This window comes from Bradyrhizobium genosp. P (assembly GCF_049949265.1).
In the GTDB taxonomy this organism is placed as follows: Bacteria; Pseudomonadota; Alphaproteobacteria; order Rhizobiales; family Xanthobacteraceae; genus Bradyrhizobium.
The window spans coordinates 7255386-7270840 of record NZ_CP188195.1 but is presented as its reverse complement, the minus strand read 5'-3'; the positions used below and the strand labels follow the sequence as shown (position 1 = coordinate 7270840).

General features: G+C 64.2%; 12 protein-coding genes, 1 tRNA gene and 1 pseudogene. 5 read left to right on the top strand and 9 right to left on the bottom strand.

Translation table 11 applies throughout. From position 1 onward, the window contains the following. Positions 1-19 precede the first annotated feature (19 nt). The 5 genes from dxs to ACP2YO_RS34910 form a co-directional block, all read right to left on the bottom strand. Positions 20-1945 carry a 1-deoxy-D-xylulose-5-phosphate synthase gene (dxs, locus tag ACP2YO_RS34930; protein ID WP_426435639.1) on the bottom strand — a complete coding sequence of 642 codons (1926 nt, stop codon included), beginning with the start codon at positions 1943-1945 and terminating at the stop codon, positions 20-22. A 440-nt stretch (positions 1946-2385) separates the two neighbouring features. Then, positions 2386-2637: an exodeoxyribonuclease VII small subunit gene (locus ACP2YO_RS34925; protein WP_426435638.1), complete on the bottom strand. Its 252-nt coding sequence runs from the start codon at positions 2635-2637 to the stop codon at positions 2386-2388. Positions 2638-2711: 74 nt separating this feature from the next. Continuing rightward, on the bottom strand, positions 2712-3638 hold the full coding sequence (locus ACP2YO_RS34920; RefSeq protein WP_426435637.1) for a histone deacetylase family protein: 927 nt from the start codon (positions 3636-3638) through the stop codon (positions 2712-2714). Positions 3639-3762: 124 nt separating this feature from the next. Beyond that, the gene (locus ACP2YO_RS34915; protein WP_426435636.1) at positions 3763-5448 is read right to left on the bottom strand and encodes a bifunctional metallophosphatase/5'-nucleotidase; all 1686 of its coding nucleotides are present in this window, start codon (positions 5446-5448) and stop codon (positions 3763-3765) included. Between the two features lie 61 nt (positions 5449-5509). After that, complete coding sequence (locus ACP2YO_RS34910; protein ID WP_426443385.1) at positions 5510-6271, bottom strand: enoyl-CoA hydratase-related protein; 762 nt, start codon at positions 6269-6271, stop codon at positions 5510-5512. A 352-nt stretch (positions 6272-6623) separates the two neighbouring features. Between ACP2YO_RS34910 and paoA the strand changes: the two genes are divergently transcribed. The 3 genes and pseudogenes from paoA to paoC all read left to right on the top strand — a co-directional run bounded on the left by paoA (position 6624) and on the right by paoC (position 10450). Beyond that, complete coding sequence (gene paoA, locus ACP2YO_RS34905) at positions 6624-7289, top strand: aldehyde dehydrogenase iron-sulfur subunit PaoA (protein ID WP_426443384.1); 666 nt, start codon at positions 6624-6626, stop codon at positions 7287-7289. Then, the gene (locus tag ACP2YO_RS34900) at positions 7286-8236 is read left to right on the top strand and encodes an FAD binding domain-containing protein (protein WP_426435635.1); all 951 of its coding nucleotides are present in this window, start codon (positions 7286-7288) and stop codon (positions 8234-8236) included. The genes paoA and ACP2YO_RS34900 overlap by 4 nt, the downstream gene beginning before the upstream one ends. 3 nt (positions 8237-8239) lie before the next feature. Next, a pseudogene (gene paoC, locus ACP2YO_RS34895) lies at positions 8240-10450 on the top strand (aldehyde oxidoreductase molybdenum-binding subunit PaoC). Between the two features lie 27 nt (positions 10451-10477). Here paoC and ACP2YO_RS34890 read toward each other — a convergent pair. From ACP2YO_RS34890 to ACP2YO_RS34880, 3 genes are all read right to left on the bottom strand, one after another. After that, positions 10478-10867 carry a VOC family protein gene (locus tag ACP2YO_RS34890; RefSeq protein ID WP_426435634.1) on the bottom strand — a complete coding sequence of 130 codons (390 nt, stop codon included), beginning with the start codon at positions 10865-10867 and terminating at the stop codon, positions 10478-10480. Positions 10868-11201: 334 nt separating this feature from the next. Continuing rightward, positions 11202-11765 carry a DinB family protein gene (locus ACP2YO_RS34885; protein WP_426435633.1) on the bottom strand — a complete coding sequence of 188 codons (564 nt, stop codon included), beginning with the start codon at positions 11763-11765 and terminating at the stop codon, positions 11202-11204. 762 nt (positions 11766-12527) lie between these two features. Then, positions 12528-14306, bottom strand: a complete 1779-nt coding sequence (locus ACP2YO_RS34880; protein WP_426435632.1) for an acyl-CoA dehydrogenase — start codon at positions 14304-14306, stop codon at positions 12528-12530. 220 nt (positions 14307-14526) lie between these two features. Between ACP2YO_RS34880 and ACP2YO_RS34875 the strand changes: the two genes are divergently transcribed. Further along, a tRNA-Gln gene (locus ACP2YO_RS34875) sits at positions 14527-14601 on the top strand. A 40-nt stretch (positions 14602-14641) separates the two neighbouring features. Next, entirely contained in the window at positions 14642-14851 is a 210-nt protein-coding gene (locus ACP2YO_RS34870) for a hypothetical protein (protein ID WP_426435631.1), read from the top strand. Between the two features lie 22 nt (positions 14852-14873). Here ACP2YO_RS34870 and ACP2YO_RS34865 read toward each other — a convergent pair whose 3' ends face one another. Next, positions 14874-15455, bottom strand: a complete 582-nt coding sequence (locus tag ACP2YO_RS34865) for a hypothetical protein (RefSeq protein WP_426435630.1) — start codon at positions 15453-15455, stop codon at positions 14874-14876.

The window sequence follows — 15455 nt, the reverse complement described above, 5'->3', positions numbered from 1 at the left end:
TCCGCGCCGCCCGGAAGGATTACGCGAGCTTGACGGTCTCGGTCTTATAATCCTTGCCGAGGGTTTCGAACACCTTGGCAACGATGCTCTTGGCGTCGAGACCCGCGCGGGCGTACATCGCCGCCGGCGTGTCATGGTCGAGGAACACGTCGGGCAGGATCATCGCGCGCATCCGCATGCCGCCATCCAGCATGCCGTTGTCGGAGAGCAGCTGCATGACGTGGGAACCGAAGCCGCCGATCGAGCCTTCCTCGATGGTGATCAGGATCTCGTGCTCGCGCGCGAGCTTTAGGATCATGTCTTCGTCGAGCGGCTTCATGAAGCGCGCGTCAGCGATGGTGGCGGACAGGCCGTGGGCGGCGAGCTCGTCGGCTGCCTTCTCGCACTCGGCAAGGCGGGTGCCGAGCGACAGCAGCGCGACCTTCTTGCCCTCGCGGACGATGCGGCCCTTGCCGATCGGAAGCGGCACGCCGACTTCCGGCATCTCGACGCCGCGGCCTTCGCCGCGCGGATAGCGCAGCGCGCTCGGGCGGTCGTTGATCGCAACCTGGGTTGCCACCATGTGAACCATCTCGGCCTCGTCGGAGGCGGCCATGATCACGAAGTTCGGCAGGCAGCCGAGATAGGCATTGTCGAACGAACCGGCATGGGTCGCGCCGTCGGCGCCGACCAGGCCGGCGCGGTCGATCGCGAAGCGGACCGGCAGGCTCTGGATCGCGACGTCATGGACCACCTGGTCATAGCCGCGCTGCAGGAAGGTCGAATAGATCGCGCAGAACGGCTTGTAGCCCTCTGTCGCGAGACCGGCGGCGAACGTCACGGCATGCTGCTCGGCGATGCCGACGTCGAAGGTGCGCTGCGGGAACGCCTTGTTGAAAATGTCGACGCCGGTGCCGGACGGCATCGCCGCGGTGATGGCGACGATCTTGTCGTCCTTCTCGGCTTCCTTGACCAGGCTCTGGCCGAACACGTTCTGGTAGGCCGGCGCATTCGGTTTTGCTTTCGCCTGGGTGCCGGTGGCGACGTCGAACTTGACCACCGCGTGGTATTTGTCGGCGGAGGCTTCCGCCGGGCCGTAGCCCTTGCCCTTCTGCGTGACGACATGAACCAGGATCGGCCCGGTCTCCATGTCGCGGACGTTCTTCAGGACCGGCAGCAGGTGATCGAGATTGTGGCCGTCGATCGGGCCGACATAATAGAAGCCGAGCTCCTCGAACAGCGTGCCGCCGTCCATCATGAAGCCGCGGGAATATTCCTCGACGCGGTTGGCGCGGTTGGCGAGGATCTTCGGCAGGCGCTTGTTGATCTGCTTGGCCGCCTCGCGCAGCGTGCGATAGGTCTTGCCGGAATAGAGCCGCGACAGATAGGCGCTCATCGCTCCGACCGGCGGCGCGATCGACATGTCGTTGTCGTTGAGGATCACGATCAGGCGCGAGTTCATGGCGCCGGCATTGTTCATGGCCTCATAGGCCATGCCCGCCGACATCGCGCCGTCACCGATCACGGCGATAACGTTGTTCTTGCCGCCGGCGAGGTCGCGGGCGACCGCCATGCCGAGGCCGGCCGAGATCGAGGTCGAGGAGTGCGCGGCGCCGAACGGGTCGTAGTCGCTCTCGGTGCGCTTGGTGAAGCCGGAAAGGCCGCCGCCGGTGCGCAGGGTGCGGATGCGGTCGCGGCGCCCGGTCAGGATCTTGTGCGGATAGGCCTGGTGGCCGACGTCCCAGATCAGGCGGTCGCGCGGGGTGTCGAAGATGTAGTGGATGGCGGTGGTGAGTTCGACCACGCCGAGGCCGGCGCCGAAATGCCCACCGGTCACCGACACGGCGTCGATGGTTTCCTGCCGCAGTTCGTCGGCAACCTGCTGCACCTGCTCGACCTTGAGCTTGCGCAGATCTTCCGGCGTGTGAATGGTGTCAAGAAGCGGCGTTTTACTAAATGTGGTCACAGCGATATTCCAATTTTGCCTATCGGGACGAACGGCCCGACGCGAGGTGGGTTGCGCGCTCACCGCGCAGCGAAAAGCCAGACACTCGGTACCGCCCCGGCAGGCCGGTGCCTGGTCTGTAGCCTAGATGCACTCCGGATTGGACCACGTGATATCCCGCACGTTGGTCGGCTCTTCACCCGTCCCGGTTCAGTTTTCCGAACCATTTGAAGCGCTTGCCGCCGGAATGATCCGGCCGCCCGCCGCCCCCAAATGCCCATAGAACTGGAAGCATTACACTAAAGCGACGGTCAAAGCCAACCCACTAGCCGCGCTGGGTTCCAATGCCCGGCCTTGAAAAATCTAGATTTTTCAATGGTTGCGCCGTCCTTCGGGTTCCATCTCGCCTATTTCGGCGGCAGCCGGCCGCTCGGCCAGCTGATTCGATCCGCGCCTTGGCGCTACTGGATGTCCAGTGGTTCGGTGCCGGTCACCTGGCCTGCGGCGTCGGTGGTGATCTTGTCGACGCGGGCCTCCGCCTGGCGCAGCAGCTCCTCGCAGCGCCGCTTCAGTGCCTCGCCACGCTCGTAGATCGTGACCGACTCCTCGAGCGGGACCTTGCCGTCCTCGAGCCGCTTGACGATCGATTCCAGTTCCTCGATGGCGCGCTCGAAGGAGAGCTTCTTGACGTCCATCTGGGTATTTTCGGCCATACACTGTTCCCGACTGCGCCGTTTGCGGTGGCGCAGAATCAATCGAATTTATGCGGAGGTATTGTGGCGGGGATTCAGGCGCCCATCAATGCGGTGACGTGGGATGCCACCGACTCTTTGAGGCCCTGCAGATCGTAGCCGCCCTCCAGCACCGAGACCACGCGGCCCTCGGCGCTTTTGTCGGCGACATCCATCAGCTTGCGCGTCACCCAGCCGAAATCGTCGGCTTTCAGGTTGATCGAGGCCAGGGGATCGCGGTGGTGCGCGTCGAAGCCGGCCGAGATGATGATGAGCTCGGGCGAGAACCGCTGTAGCTGCGGCAGGATCAGGTTCTCGAAGGCTGCCCGGAACTTGGCGCTGCCGTCTTCGGGCGCCAGCGGTGCGTTGACGATGGTGTCATGCTCGCCGCGTTCGCTCATCGCGCCGGTGCCGGGAAACAACGGCATCTGGTGGGTCGAGCAGTACATCACGGTCGGATCGGCCCAGAAGATGTCCTGCGTGCCGTTGCCGTGATGGACGTCGAAATCGACCACCGCGGCGCGCGTGATGCCGAATTTGCGCTGCGCATGGCGCGCGGCGATCGCGGCGTTGTCGAAGAAGCAGAACCCCATCGGCGTCGATTTCTCGGCGTGATGGCCCGGCGGGCGCACCGCGACGAAGGCGTTTCGATGCTGGCCTGCCATCACCGCATCGGCTGCGGCAACCGCGCCGCCGACGCCGCGCATCACCGCTTCCCAGGTCCCCGGCGACATCGAGGTGTCGCCGTCGACATAAATCATGCCCGAGCTCGGCGCGATGTGGCGGAGCTCACCGACATAATGCTCGCCATGGCAGAGCATCACGGAGTCGAGATCGCCCTCCGGCGCCAGATCACGCACCAGCGCCTTGAAGCGGTCTTCCGCCAGTACCTCGTCGACGGCGCGCAGCCGGTCGGGGCGTTCGGGATGTCCGGGAGGGGTCAAATGGTCGAGACAGGCGGAATGCGTCAGAAGCAGTGTCATGCGAATTCCCGGCGCAAATGCTGCGCGTATGACGAAGGCCTAATCTAGGCGCTTAACCGCTCCCCGGAAAGGGCTGCATTCGATCTGCCCGCATGGCGAGAGGGCGAAGGGGCTCTGTTCCGGCTCAATTCACCCGCGCGATGCGGCCGCCCGCCGCCGGGCCGACCGGGCTGTTGGTCTTGAAATAGGCGTACAGCGCGTCGACGTCGTAGGCGCCGAACTGCTGCGCGGCGCCGTCCTTGAACACCGTGAAACCGTCGCCGCCTTCGGCCAGATAATTGTTCACGGTCACGCGGTAGCTCGCCTTGGGGTCGATCGGCTTGCCGTCGAGCGACATCCGCTCGGCGATGATGCGCGCGCCATCCGGCTTGGTCGCATCCCACGCATAGGCGAAGCCCTTGGAGACCTGCAACGGACGCGGCCGTTTCGGGTCGGCCCATTGCTGCTCCAGCACGTCCTTGAGCTGCTGCCCGGTCAGCGTCATCGTCACGAGCTGGTTGCGGAACGGCTGGCTTGCGAAGATATCCGCATAGGTGACCGCACCATCATCGTGCTTGACGATGTCGGTGCGCACGCCGCCGGGATTGGTGAAGGCGATCACCGCGCCGCCATTCGGTTCCGAACTGGTGGCAAGGAGCTGCGCGTCGGCGACGATGTCGCCGAGCACGCTTTCCCCGGTCTCGATCGGCGTGCGCGACAGCGTTTCGGTCACCGCGCCCGCGGGGCGATTGGCGATCGGCGCGGCCAGCCGGTCGTAGGATTCCAGCAGCGCGGTCTGCTCGGGATCGCGGTGATAGCTGCCGATCCGCACGATGGTGTTGTCGGCCTTGGCGCTGATCACGTCATGGGTCTTCGGATCGAGCTGAAGGTCGATCGCGGTGACCAGCGTGCCGTATTTGTCGCCCGAGGTGACGAGCCGTCCGTCGATCTCGCAGACATAGGCCTGGTGAGTGTGGCCGGAGATCACGACGTCGACCGCCTTGTCGAATTTCTTGACGATGTCGGCGATCGGCCCCGAGATGCCGGGGCATTCATTGTAGTCGCCTGTCGGAAAGCCGCCCTGGTGGATCAGCACCACGATTGCCTCGACACCGCGCGCCTTCAATTCGGGGACCAGCGCGTTGACGGTCTCGGCCTCGTCGCGGAACTCGAGCGTCGCGACGCCGGCTGGCGACACCAGGTTCGGCGTGTCCTTCAGCGTCAGCCCGATGAAGGCCACTGGAATGCCATCGAACTCCCTGATCTCGTAAGGCGGAAACACGCTCTTGCCGGTGGCCCTGTCGAACGTGCTGGCGGCGAGATAGTGGAACCTTGCCCCGGTGAACGGATGCGGCCCCTGGCAATTGTCGACCGGGTGGCAGCCGCCGTTCTGCATCCGCAGCAACTCGTCCTTGCCCTCGTCGAACTCGTGATTGCCGACGGAGGAGATCGCAAGGCCCATCATCGACAGCGACTCGATGGTCGGCTCGTCGTGGAACATCGCCGACAGGAAGGGGCTGGCGCCGATCAGGTCGCCGGCCGCGACGAAGATGTTGTTCTTGTGCCCCTCGCGCAGCTTCTTGACGGCGGTCGCCATCCGCTCGGCGCCGCCGGCGGGCACCATGATCTTCTTGGTCGGATCGGCGGGATCGGTGATGCGGATGCCGCCGGGCGGCGGCCGCAGATAGCCGTGAAAATCGTTGATGGCGAGAATGCGCAGGTCCACCGGCGCCGCGCTCTGCGCCAGGCAGGGACTGGCCATGGAAACTGCGAACGCGATTGCGAGCGCGCAGAGCGTGGCGGCGAGGGACGAACGATTGAAGCGGTTCATGACCTGTCCATGGAGCACACGACCATGGGGCATCGCCACTACATTTTTGCGACGCTGGCGTTCAATCCTTCGTGCGCGCCATGAACGCCCTGAAGGCGGCGATCGCTTCCTTGGAGCGCATGCGCTCGGCGAACAAATGGTTCTCCTGGTCGATCCGGCGCGTGACGTCTTCGGGCGGCAGCCGGATCAGCCGCCGCGAGATCGCCACCGCCTCCGCCGGCAGCGCGCAGATCTCGCGCGCCACCTTGTGGGCCTCGACCTCGGCATGTCCCGGCGCCACCACCGTGTTGACGAAACCGGCGACGCGGGCGTCGTCGGCCGTCATGGTGCGTCCCATCACCAGCATCGCGAAGGCGCGCTGATGACCTATGCAGCGCGGCATCAGCAGGCTGGAGGCGCCCTCCGGCACCAGGCCGAAATTGCTGAACGGGGTGGAGAACCGCGCGGTCGTGCTGGCGAGCACGTAGTCGCAATGGAACAGCATGGTGGTGCCGATGCCCATCGCGACGCCGTCGACGGCCGCGATGATCGGCTTGACGTTGTGCGCCAGCGAATAGAGGAACTTGATCTGGTTGGAGGCGTGCGGCGGATCGGCCTCCGAGGCGCCCTCGCTCAGGAGGTCCTCGATATCATTGCCTGCGGTGAAGACACCGGAACCGCCGGTGACGATCAGGCAACGGATCTTCGGATTGTTCTGCGCCTTGTCGATTGCGTCGCCCATCGCGCGATACATCTCGTGGGTGATCGCGTTCTTCTTCTCGGGCCGGCGCAGCTTGATCACGCGAGTGGCGGCTTCGTCGGTCACGATCACATGCGCGGTCATCAAGCGGTCCCTTGCATCGGCGGCCGGCGTCGTCGCTGCCGGCCCAGTCCAGCTCATCGCGGCTATCCTTACATGAACCTTACACCAACCTTACATGATCCGCTGCAAGCCCCAAGTGTTCCCGGGCGTTTTCCCCTACGCGGGTATGAGAGCTGCGCAATGCAGTTAACTAGGCGATGCAGGTCGACGGTCGCGCCGAGCCTGGGATCTGTGAGCCCCATCGATAAGTATTTGCAGGTTTTTGCACCTAATTCCCGGCCGCTGCGGGCCTAAAGTTGCTCGCGGTTCGCAAATTGAAACAGCAAATTGAAACACTTGGCGGACCCGCAAGTTGAGGCAGTGCAACACGACCATGGAGCGCGGCATGCCGGAACGCTGCGGTTTGGAGCTTTCGCGGCGCCATCTTTTGATCGCCGGCGCCGGCTCGCTGGCCGTGCCGGTCTTTGCGACGGCGCCCTCACGGCTGGCGGCGGCGCAGGGATCGGCAGTCTCAACTGGAGCCCCAGCGATGATGAAAGTCTCCTTCAAGGTCAACGGCGGGGTGCACGAGCTCGAACTCGACACCCGCACCACGCTGCTCGACGCGCTCCGCGAAAATTTGCAGCTGACCGGCAGCAAGAAGGGCTGCGATCACGGTCAATGCGGCGCCTGCACGGTCATCGTCAACGGCCGGCGAATCAATTCATGCCTGTCGCTCGCGGTGATGCACGAGGGCGACAGCGTCACGACCATCGAGGGGCTGGGCACGCCCGACAGGATGCACCCGATGCAGGCCGCCTTCGTTCAGCACGGCGGCTATCAGTGCGGCTATTGCACGCCGGGGCAGATCTGCTCGGCGGTCGCCGTGCTCAGCGAAGTCAAGTCGGGCATTCCGAGCCATGTCAGCGCCGACCTCAATGCGCAACCTCAGCTGACCAATGCAGAGCTGCGCGAGCGAATGAGCGGCAACATCTGCCGCTGCGGCGCCTATTCCAACATTGCGGAGGCGATCACCGAGGTCGCCGGGAGGGACGCATGAGAGCTTTTACCTACGAGCGCGCGCACTCACCGCGCGAGGCGGCGGCCGCGGCTGCGCGCACCAGCGAGGCCAAATTCATCGCCGGCGGCACCAATCTGCTCGACCTGATGAAGCTCGAGATCGAGACGCCGGCCCATCTGGTCGACGTCAACGGGCTTTCGCTGGACAAAATCGAGGCGACGCAGGAGGGCGGCCTGCGGATCGGTGCGCTGGTGCGCAACACCGATCTCGCCGCGGACGCAAGGGTGCGGCGCGACTACGGTCTGCTGTCGCGGGCGCTGCTCGCCGGCGCGTCCGGCCAGCTGCGCAACAAGGCGACCACCGCCGGAAATCTGCTCCAGCGTACGCGCTGTCCTTATTTTTACGACACCAACCAGCCCTGCAACAAGCGCGAGCCCGGCAGCGGCTGCGCTGCGATCGGCGGCTTCAGCCGGCAGCACGCGGTGATCGGATCGAGCGATGCGTGCATCGCCACCCATCCGAGCGACATGGCGATCGCGATGCGCGCGCTCGACGCCACGGTCGAGACGGTGAAGCCGGACGGTGCGACGCGCAGCATTCCGATCGCGGACTTGTATCGCCTGCCCGGTGATACGCCACAGTTCGAGACAAACCTGTCTACGGGTGAATTGATCACCGCCGTTGTTCTGCCCAAGCCCGTCGGCGGCAAGCAGATTTACCGCAAGGTTCGCGACCGCGCCTCCTACGCCTTCGCGCTGGTGTCGGTCGGTGCCATCGTGCAGCGCGACGGCACCGGGCGTGTGGCACTCGGCGGCGTTGCGCACAAGCCGTGGCGCGTCGAGGCGGCCGAGGCGGAGATGCCGCGGGGCGCCCGGGCCGTGACTGCGAAGCTGCTGGCCGGTGCCAAACCGACCCAGCAGAATTCATTCAAGCTGGCTTTGGCCGAGCGCACGCTCGACGCCATGCTGGCGGAAGCGAAAGGCTGAGATATGCTATTCGATACGCCCGCCACTGAAAATCCGATCGACCAGCTCAAGGTCATCGGCAAGCCTATGAGCCGTATCGACGGTCCGCTCAAGACCACGGGCACCGCGCCTTACGCCTATGAGCGCCACGACGTCGCGCCGAACGCGGCCTACGGCTATGTGATCGGGTCGGCCATCGCAAAGGGCCGCATCCGGGTGATGGACCTGGCCGCCGCCAAGGCCGCCCCCGGTGTGTTGGCGATCGTTACCGCCGAGACCGCCGGCAAGCTAGGCAAAGGCGAAAACAATGTCGCCAATTTGCTCGGCGGCCCCGAGATCCAGCATTATCACCAGGCCATCGCGGTCGTCGTCGCCGAGACCTTCGAACAGGCGCGCTCGGCGGCGCAACTTGTGCATGTCGATTATGCGCGCGCCGATGGCGCCTTCGATCTCAGCGCCGTAGCTGACACCGGTAAGCCAGTGCCCGGTGTCGGCGGTCCGCCCGACACCGCAACCGGCGATTTCGCCGGCGCCTTCGCGAAGGCGCCCGTCAAGCTCGATGCGACCTACACCACGCCGGACGAGGCGCACGCGATGATGGAGCCGCATGCATCGATCGCCGCGTGGGACGGCGACAAGCTCACGCTCTGGACGTCCAACCAGATGATCGCCTGGAATCAGGCCGACATGGCCAAGACGCTCGGCCTGCCCAAGGAGAACGTCCGCCTGGATTCACCCTTTATCGGTGGCGGCTTCGGCGGAAAACTGTTTTCGCGCGCGGATTCCCTGATGGCGGCGCTCGGCGCTCGGCGCCCGCGCGGCCGACCGGCCGGTGAAGGTCGCGTTGCAGCGCCCGCTGATCTTCAACAACACGACCCATCGCCCCGCCACCATTCAGCGCATACGCATCGGCACGACTGACGACGGCAAGATCACCGCGATCGGCCATGAGAGCTGGTCGGGTAACTTGCCGGGCGGACAGCCCGAGACGGCGGTCAACCAGACGCGCCTGCTCTATGCCGGTGCCGACCGCATGACGGCGACGCGGACGGCACTGCTCGATCTGCCGGAAGGTAACGCAATGCGCGCGCCGGGCGAGGCGCCCGGCATGATGGCGCTCGAGATCGCGGTCGACGAACTGGCAGAGAAGCTTGGCATCGATCCCATCGAGCTTCGCATCCTCAACGACACCCAGGTCGATCCAGAAAAGCCTGAGCGTCGTTTCTCGAAGCGGGCGTTGACCGAATGTCTGCGCCTGGGTGCGGAGCGGTTCGGCTGGAGCGAACGCAAGCCGCAGCCGGGCCGGGTCCGCGACGGCGGCTGGCTGATCGGGATCGGCGTCGCGGCTGCGTTCCGCAACAACCTTCTGATGAAGTCGGCCGCGCGCGTCAAACTCGACAAAGCGGGCGTTGTAACGGTCGAAACCGACATGACCGACATCGGCACCGGCAGCTACACCATCATTGCGCAAACCGCGGCCGAGATGATGGGCATTCCGATCGAGCGCGTGAAGGTTCGGCTCGGCGATTCCAGTTTTCCGGTGTCGTCCGGCTCGGGCGGGCAGTTCGGCGCCAACAATTCGACGTCGGGCGTTTACGCTGCTTGTGTCAAGCTGCGCGACGCGGTGACGCAGAAGCTCGGCTTCAATTCGGCCGAAGCCGTCTTTGCCGACGGTCAGGTCAAATCGGGCAATCGCAACGTGCCGCTCGCGGATGCGGCAGGCGAGGGCGGTCTATCCGCCGAGGACGGCATCGAATATGGCGACCTCGACAAGAAGTATCAGGAATCGACCTTCGGCGCGCATTTCGTTGAGGTCGGCGTCGATATCGCGACCGCGGAAATCCGGGTGCGGCGGATGCTGGCGGTCTGCGCGGCCGGCCGCATCCTTAATCCGAAGACGGCGCGTAGCCAGGTGATCGGCGCAATGACTATGGGCGTTGGCGCTGCGTTGATGGAAGAACTGGTGATCGACAAGCGCCGTGGCTTCTTCGTCAACCACGACCTCGCCGGCTACGAGGTGCCCGTTCATGCCGATATCCCGCATCAGGAAGTGATTTTCCTCGACGAGACCGATCCGATCTCCTCGCCGATGAAGGCCAAGGGCGTCGGCGAGCTGGGCATCTGCGGCGTCGCCGCGGCGGTCGCCAACGCGATCTACAATGCGACCGGCGTGCGCGTCCGCGATTACCGATCACGCTCGACAAGCTGCTCGAGCGGATGCCGGACGTCGGCTGAGATCCTCGATGCATCCGAGCAGGGCGGTCAGGCCGGATCGAGCGCACTGATGGTGACGTAGTATCCGTCAGGATCCCGCAGCGAAAACTCCCGAGTGCCGGTATTCGGATTCACATGCGGCTGTTCTTCCAGCCGGCTGACGAGGGGACGTGCCCTTGCCAATGCTGCGTCATGATTGTCGACCCGGAAGAACAACAGGAGGCCGTTGCCAGGCTTGGCGTGGGCGGGACTTGTCAATGTGGGATGCTCGTGGGCGCCCCAAGCGTGGAGACAGAGTAACACCGTCCCATCCGGGTCGACGATTTGCCCGAAATAGTCATGGGCTGGCGCCGTTTCCGGCAGGCCAAGGAGCGACTGATACCACCTGTAGCTACGGAGCACGTCGGCCACGCCAATGATAGTCCAGATGCGTGTCATGGGTTCGTCCTCCTGACCCTTCCGGCATCTTCAGGCCAGTCCCGCGGTCGTGCAAATCCGTGATCCGGCGTGATCGCCTGTTGCCTTCATTTGGGCACCTATGGGAAGACTACTGCGCTCGGGAAGGATACCAAGGCGGCCATCGCAGGGGGGTGCCTGCAGTTGACGGATCGATCCCACGAGACTTCGCAAGACGTAGATTTGCGTAACTTCGCCCGCGTCGTTTCAGCCTGCACTTTGGGGCTGTGGGCGTTTGCGGCGGGGCTCTTGATTGGCACCTTTTTGTTCTCGTGATCGAAGTGCCGTTGCGGACATCGCCTCTTCAAGAGTTCAATCAGTCGCCCCACACGGTGGCTTCCGTCCAACCGAGCTCCGCGAACTCATTGGCCCTGAGCGGCGCTTCTCCGGCTGCGAAGAACTCGTCGAGTTGTGGCGGCTTGACGGCCGTTGCCGAGAGCATGGCGTGGGCCTGGCCGCGATGATGGATATCGTGTTGGAAGAGATGCATCAGCAGGCGGTCGCGCCGTTCGGTTTGCACCCTGGTGTCGCGATTGATCCGCACGACATCGCCGAGCAGGTCAGGCGTCAGCGCATCGCAGACCGCGATCAGGCGCTGGTCGATCGCACGTTGCGCCGGTTGTAGTTCGGCGACCGACGGGCAGGGCACTTCGTTCGCCCACGCCTTCGGCCCGAGCCATCCGCCTTCCAGCGCGTCGACATAGAACAGGTCGATGACATAGATGTGGTTCAGGGTCTGCTGCAGGCTCGGGAAAAATCCGGTCCGCGCGGCGGCAAACTCCGCCTGACTGAGACGGGCGCATGCCCTGAGCAGGCGATGGTTGGCCCATGCGTTGTTGTAGGCAAACGCGCGGTAGGTCTGAACGAGGTCAGCTTGCATGTCTGTCCTCACACGATGGATGCGTGACGCTGCTTTCGTACGCGGATAGAGAATGCGCGCCAAGCACTGATTTGCCCGACGAGGCAAGTCCTTCGAATAAAAATATTTCGGTTTATTGGAAGTGCGACTTAGTGTATGACTCTTCCCGTCCCACCCGATCGAGGGGCGAGCGCACGTCACGAACGCGCGGTGGGATGCGGTGGACGCCGATTGCGCAACAGACGAGTGCGCATGAGGCGGACGGCGAAGTCGTGCAGGCCTGACGCCCTAGTGGCAGGTGTCTCGTCAGAGAGGGCAATGTCTCTCGCTGGTGACGGTGACAAAAGAGCCCAGTCTCACCGGGGAGAGCACGTATAAGCCGTAACCCATCGCGCAGGGAAAGCCGGGTTGTTCCCGGTTACACCTGTGGTCCTACCCCGGTGCTTTTTGTTGCACCGGGCCCATGGGTGCGATCGGCACCCGGCTTTCCCTGCGCCCTCTACCAAGAGAGAGGGCAAACGAAATGCAAAGCTCGGACAAATCGTGTCGCGAGACCGAGAAGCTGCGTCCTCAACCACCGTTGTCATCGCCCGGCCTTGTGCGCAATTGCGCACTGGGACCGGGCGACCCAGTACGCCGCGGCCCATCGGCTCAAGCACAACCGTCTCTGGAATACTGGATCACCCGCATGCGCATGCGCGGATGATGACACCGCAAGTGAGCTATTTCGACGGAGTATCGAAAATCAGGTCTGCATCGTCCGGCACGACGCGTGCTGGGAGCTTACCCCAACAACACCGCATCCGCGCCGTTCACCGCTTCCGCGCCGTCGGTCACCGTCTTCTCCAGCGACGGCGCCTGCACGGCGAGGTTCTCGGCGAAGAAGCGCGCCAGCGCGACGTAGCGCTGCGGCTCGGCTTCGCCGTTGGCTTTCGCGGCCAGCGCTTCGCCGGCGAGCATGCAGCCGCCGAGGGTGGCGCCGAACAACCGCAGATAGGGTGTCGCGCCGGCGAGCGCATCGTTCGGCGCGGCGGCAAGCCGCTCGAGCAGCCACTTGCTGGTGCGATCGAGGGCTGCGAGCGCGTCGCGCAGCTTGGCGCCGGTGGTGCCGAAGGCCGGATCGTTGGAGGCTTCGACCTGCTTGACCGTCGCGGAGAGTTCGTCGAGCAGCGCCCACACCGAGGCGCCGCCATTGGCGCCGAGCTTGCGGGTGACGAGGTCGATCGACTGGATGCCGTTAGTGCCTTCATAGATCGAGGTGATGCGGGCATCGCGATAATGCTGCGCGGCGCCGGTCTCCTCGATGAAGCCCATGCCGCCATGGATCTGGACGCCGAGATAGGCGACCTCGTTGCCGATGTCGGTGGAGAATGCCTTCGCGATCGGCGTCAGCAGCGCGCCGCGCGCGGCGGCCTCGCTGCGCACCTTGGCGTCCTTGGCCCGCACCGAGACGTCGAGCGCAACCGCCGTGGCGTAGCAGATCGAGCGTGCCGCCGCCGTCATCGTGCGCATCTGCATCAGCATGCGCTTGACGTCGGGATGCACGATGATCGGATCCATGCCGTCGACCTTGCGGCCCACGGCCTTTCCCTGGCGGCGCTCCTGCGCGTAGGCGAGCGCCTGCTGATAGGCGCGGTCGGCGATGCCGACGCCTTCGAGGCCGACGCCGAGGCGGGCCTGGTTCATCATCGTGAACATGCAGCGCATGCCTTGATTCTCTTCGCCGATCAGATAGCCGATCGCGCCGCCTTTATCGCCCATCGTCATGGTGCAGGTCGGCGAAGCATGCATGCCGAGCTTGTGCTCAACACCAGAGGCATGGATGTCGTTGCGGTCGCCGAGCGAGCCATCAGCGTTGACCAGGAATTTCGGAACCAGGAAGAGCGAGATGCCCTTGGTGCCGGCGGGCGCATCGGGCAGTCGTGCGAGCACGAAATGCACGATGTTGTCGGTCATGTCGTGCTCACCGTAGGTGATGAAGATCTTGGTGCCCTTGATGCGATAGGTGCCGTCGGGCTGCTTTTCGGCGCGGGTGCGCAGCGCGCCGACATCGGAGCCGGCATTGGGCTCGGTGAGCTGCATCGTGCCGGTCCATTCGCCGGTGACCAGCTTCTCCAGATAGATGGTCTTGAGCTCCTCGCTGCCGTGGGCATCGAGCGCCTCGATCGCGGACAGCGTCAGCAGCGGGCAGAGGCCGAACGCGACGTTGGACGCGCTCCAGATTTCGGTGCAGGCGGCGTTGATCGCGAGCGGCAGACCCTGGCCGCCGAAGGCTTCCGGTCCCGATACCCCGTTCCACCCCGCAGCCGTCCAGCGCTGATAGGCGTCGGGCCAGCCGGGCGCCGTCGTCACCTTGCCGTTGTCGAGCTTGATGCCGTGCTCGTCACCGACCTTGTTCAACGGCGCCAGCACGTCGCCGGCGAACTTGCCGGCCTCTTCCAGCACGGCGGCGGTGATGTCGCCGTCGAAATCGCCGTAATGGCCGGCCTTGACGGCAGCGGCGAGCCCCGCGCCGTGATTGAGGGACAACAGGATATCGTTGATCGGCGCGCGGTAGGTCATGGCGTTACTCCCGACAAGGCGTTTGGCAACCGTCTTCCCACGAAACCCGCCGCCTCTCAACTCTTCGAACGGACGCTGCGCGGTCCGTTTCGGCCACCGCGGCGACACTTTATGTTAGGGGTACTGCGCCCGGCCGCTCGCTTTCGCGGGATTTCGCGCCTCGCCCTGTTGAAATCGGAGGCCTCACTCTATAGACCGGCGTTGCCCTCGATCGGCACGTTGGGGCGTAGCCAAGCGGTAAGGCAGCGGATTTTGATTCCGCCATTCGGAGGTTCGATCCCTCCCGCCCCAGCCATATTCAAGATTTTGAATTCGTTAGGTAAATTCTATTTGCCGTGCCGAAGATTTCGGCGCGTTTGGAAATTCGATTCAGCCCGCATTTGGAAATTCTGTGCTGGGTTCGTTTTCGGATGAATCGGGCTGCCGAAATCGTCAATGAAATTGAGCGTTGCTCATTCACTGCTGTAGGGGATTTGAGTTTTCGGCAGCTGGGGATTATCCCGTCGCGGGATGCCGGCGCCGGCGAAAATGCCACCGGCCTTTGAAGCGTTGAACGAAGCTCGAAGTCTATCTTTGCGAGCCGGTGCTGGTCTTGGTCGCTAGCGTTTCATCTCGAGGCGATGCTGCATCCTCAGCAACCTGCTGTTGATCGATCTCCTTTTGCGCAAGGAGATGCGCGTGTCGTTTCCGGGTCGCAGCTAACGCTCGCGCCATCGTTTCCTTGGCGTAACCGCGATAGGCCTGTGCGGTCTTGTGTCCGGAAAGCGCACGTCCCTGGCCGTCCGTCAGTTCGGCTTCCTCAAGCTCGGTCATGCCGCCGTGTCGACAGGCATCGAGCGTGAATAGCTTCGACACGCCGTCGATCTTCTTTCGCATCTGCTGTACGACCTTTTCCATGCCGGGATAGGACCATACTTTGGCGTCGCCCTTGCGCTCACCTCTTTCGACCCGACGCATGATCATTGGGACGCCAAGCTTGGGAAGATGGCTCAAAACGTCCTCAGCTTCGGCATAAAACTTGACGGTTTCTCCTTCGAGGGTCTCTTCGAGCGGGTGCCAGACCAGCGCCTTGTTCTTGTGGTGCTCGATACGCACGGCATGCGGCCAGTTCTTGCTGCGGTAGTCAGGCCAAGTCAAAAACCCGGCCAC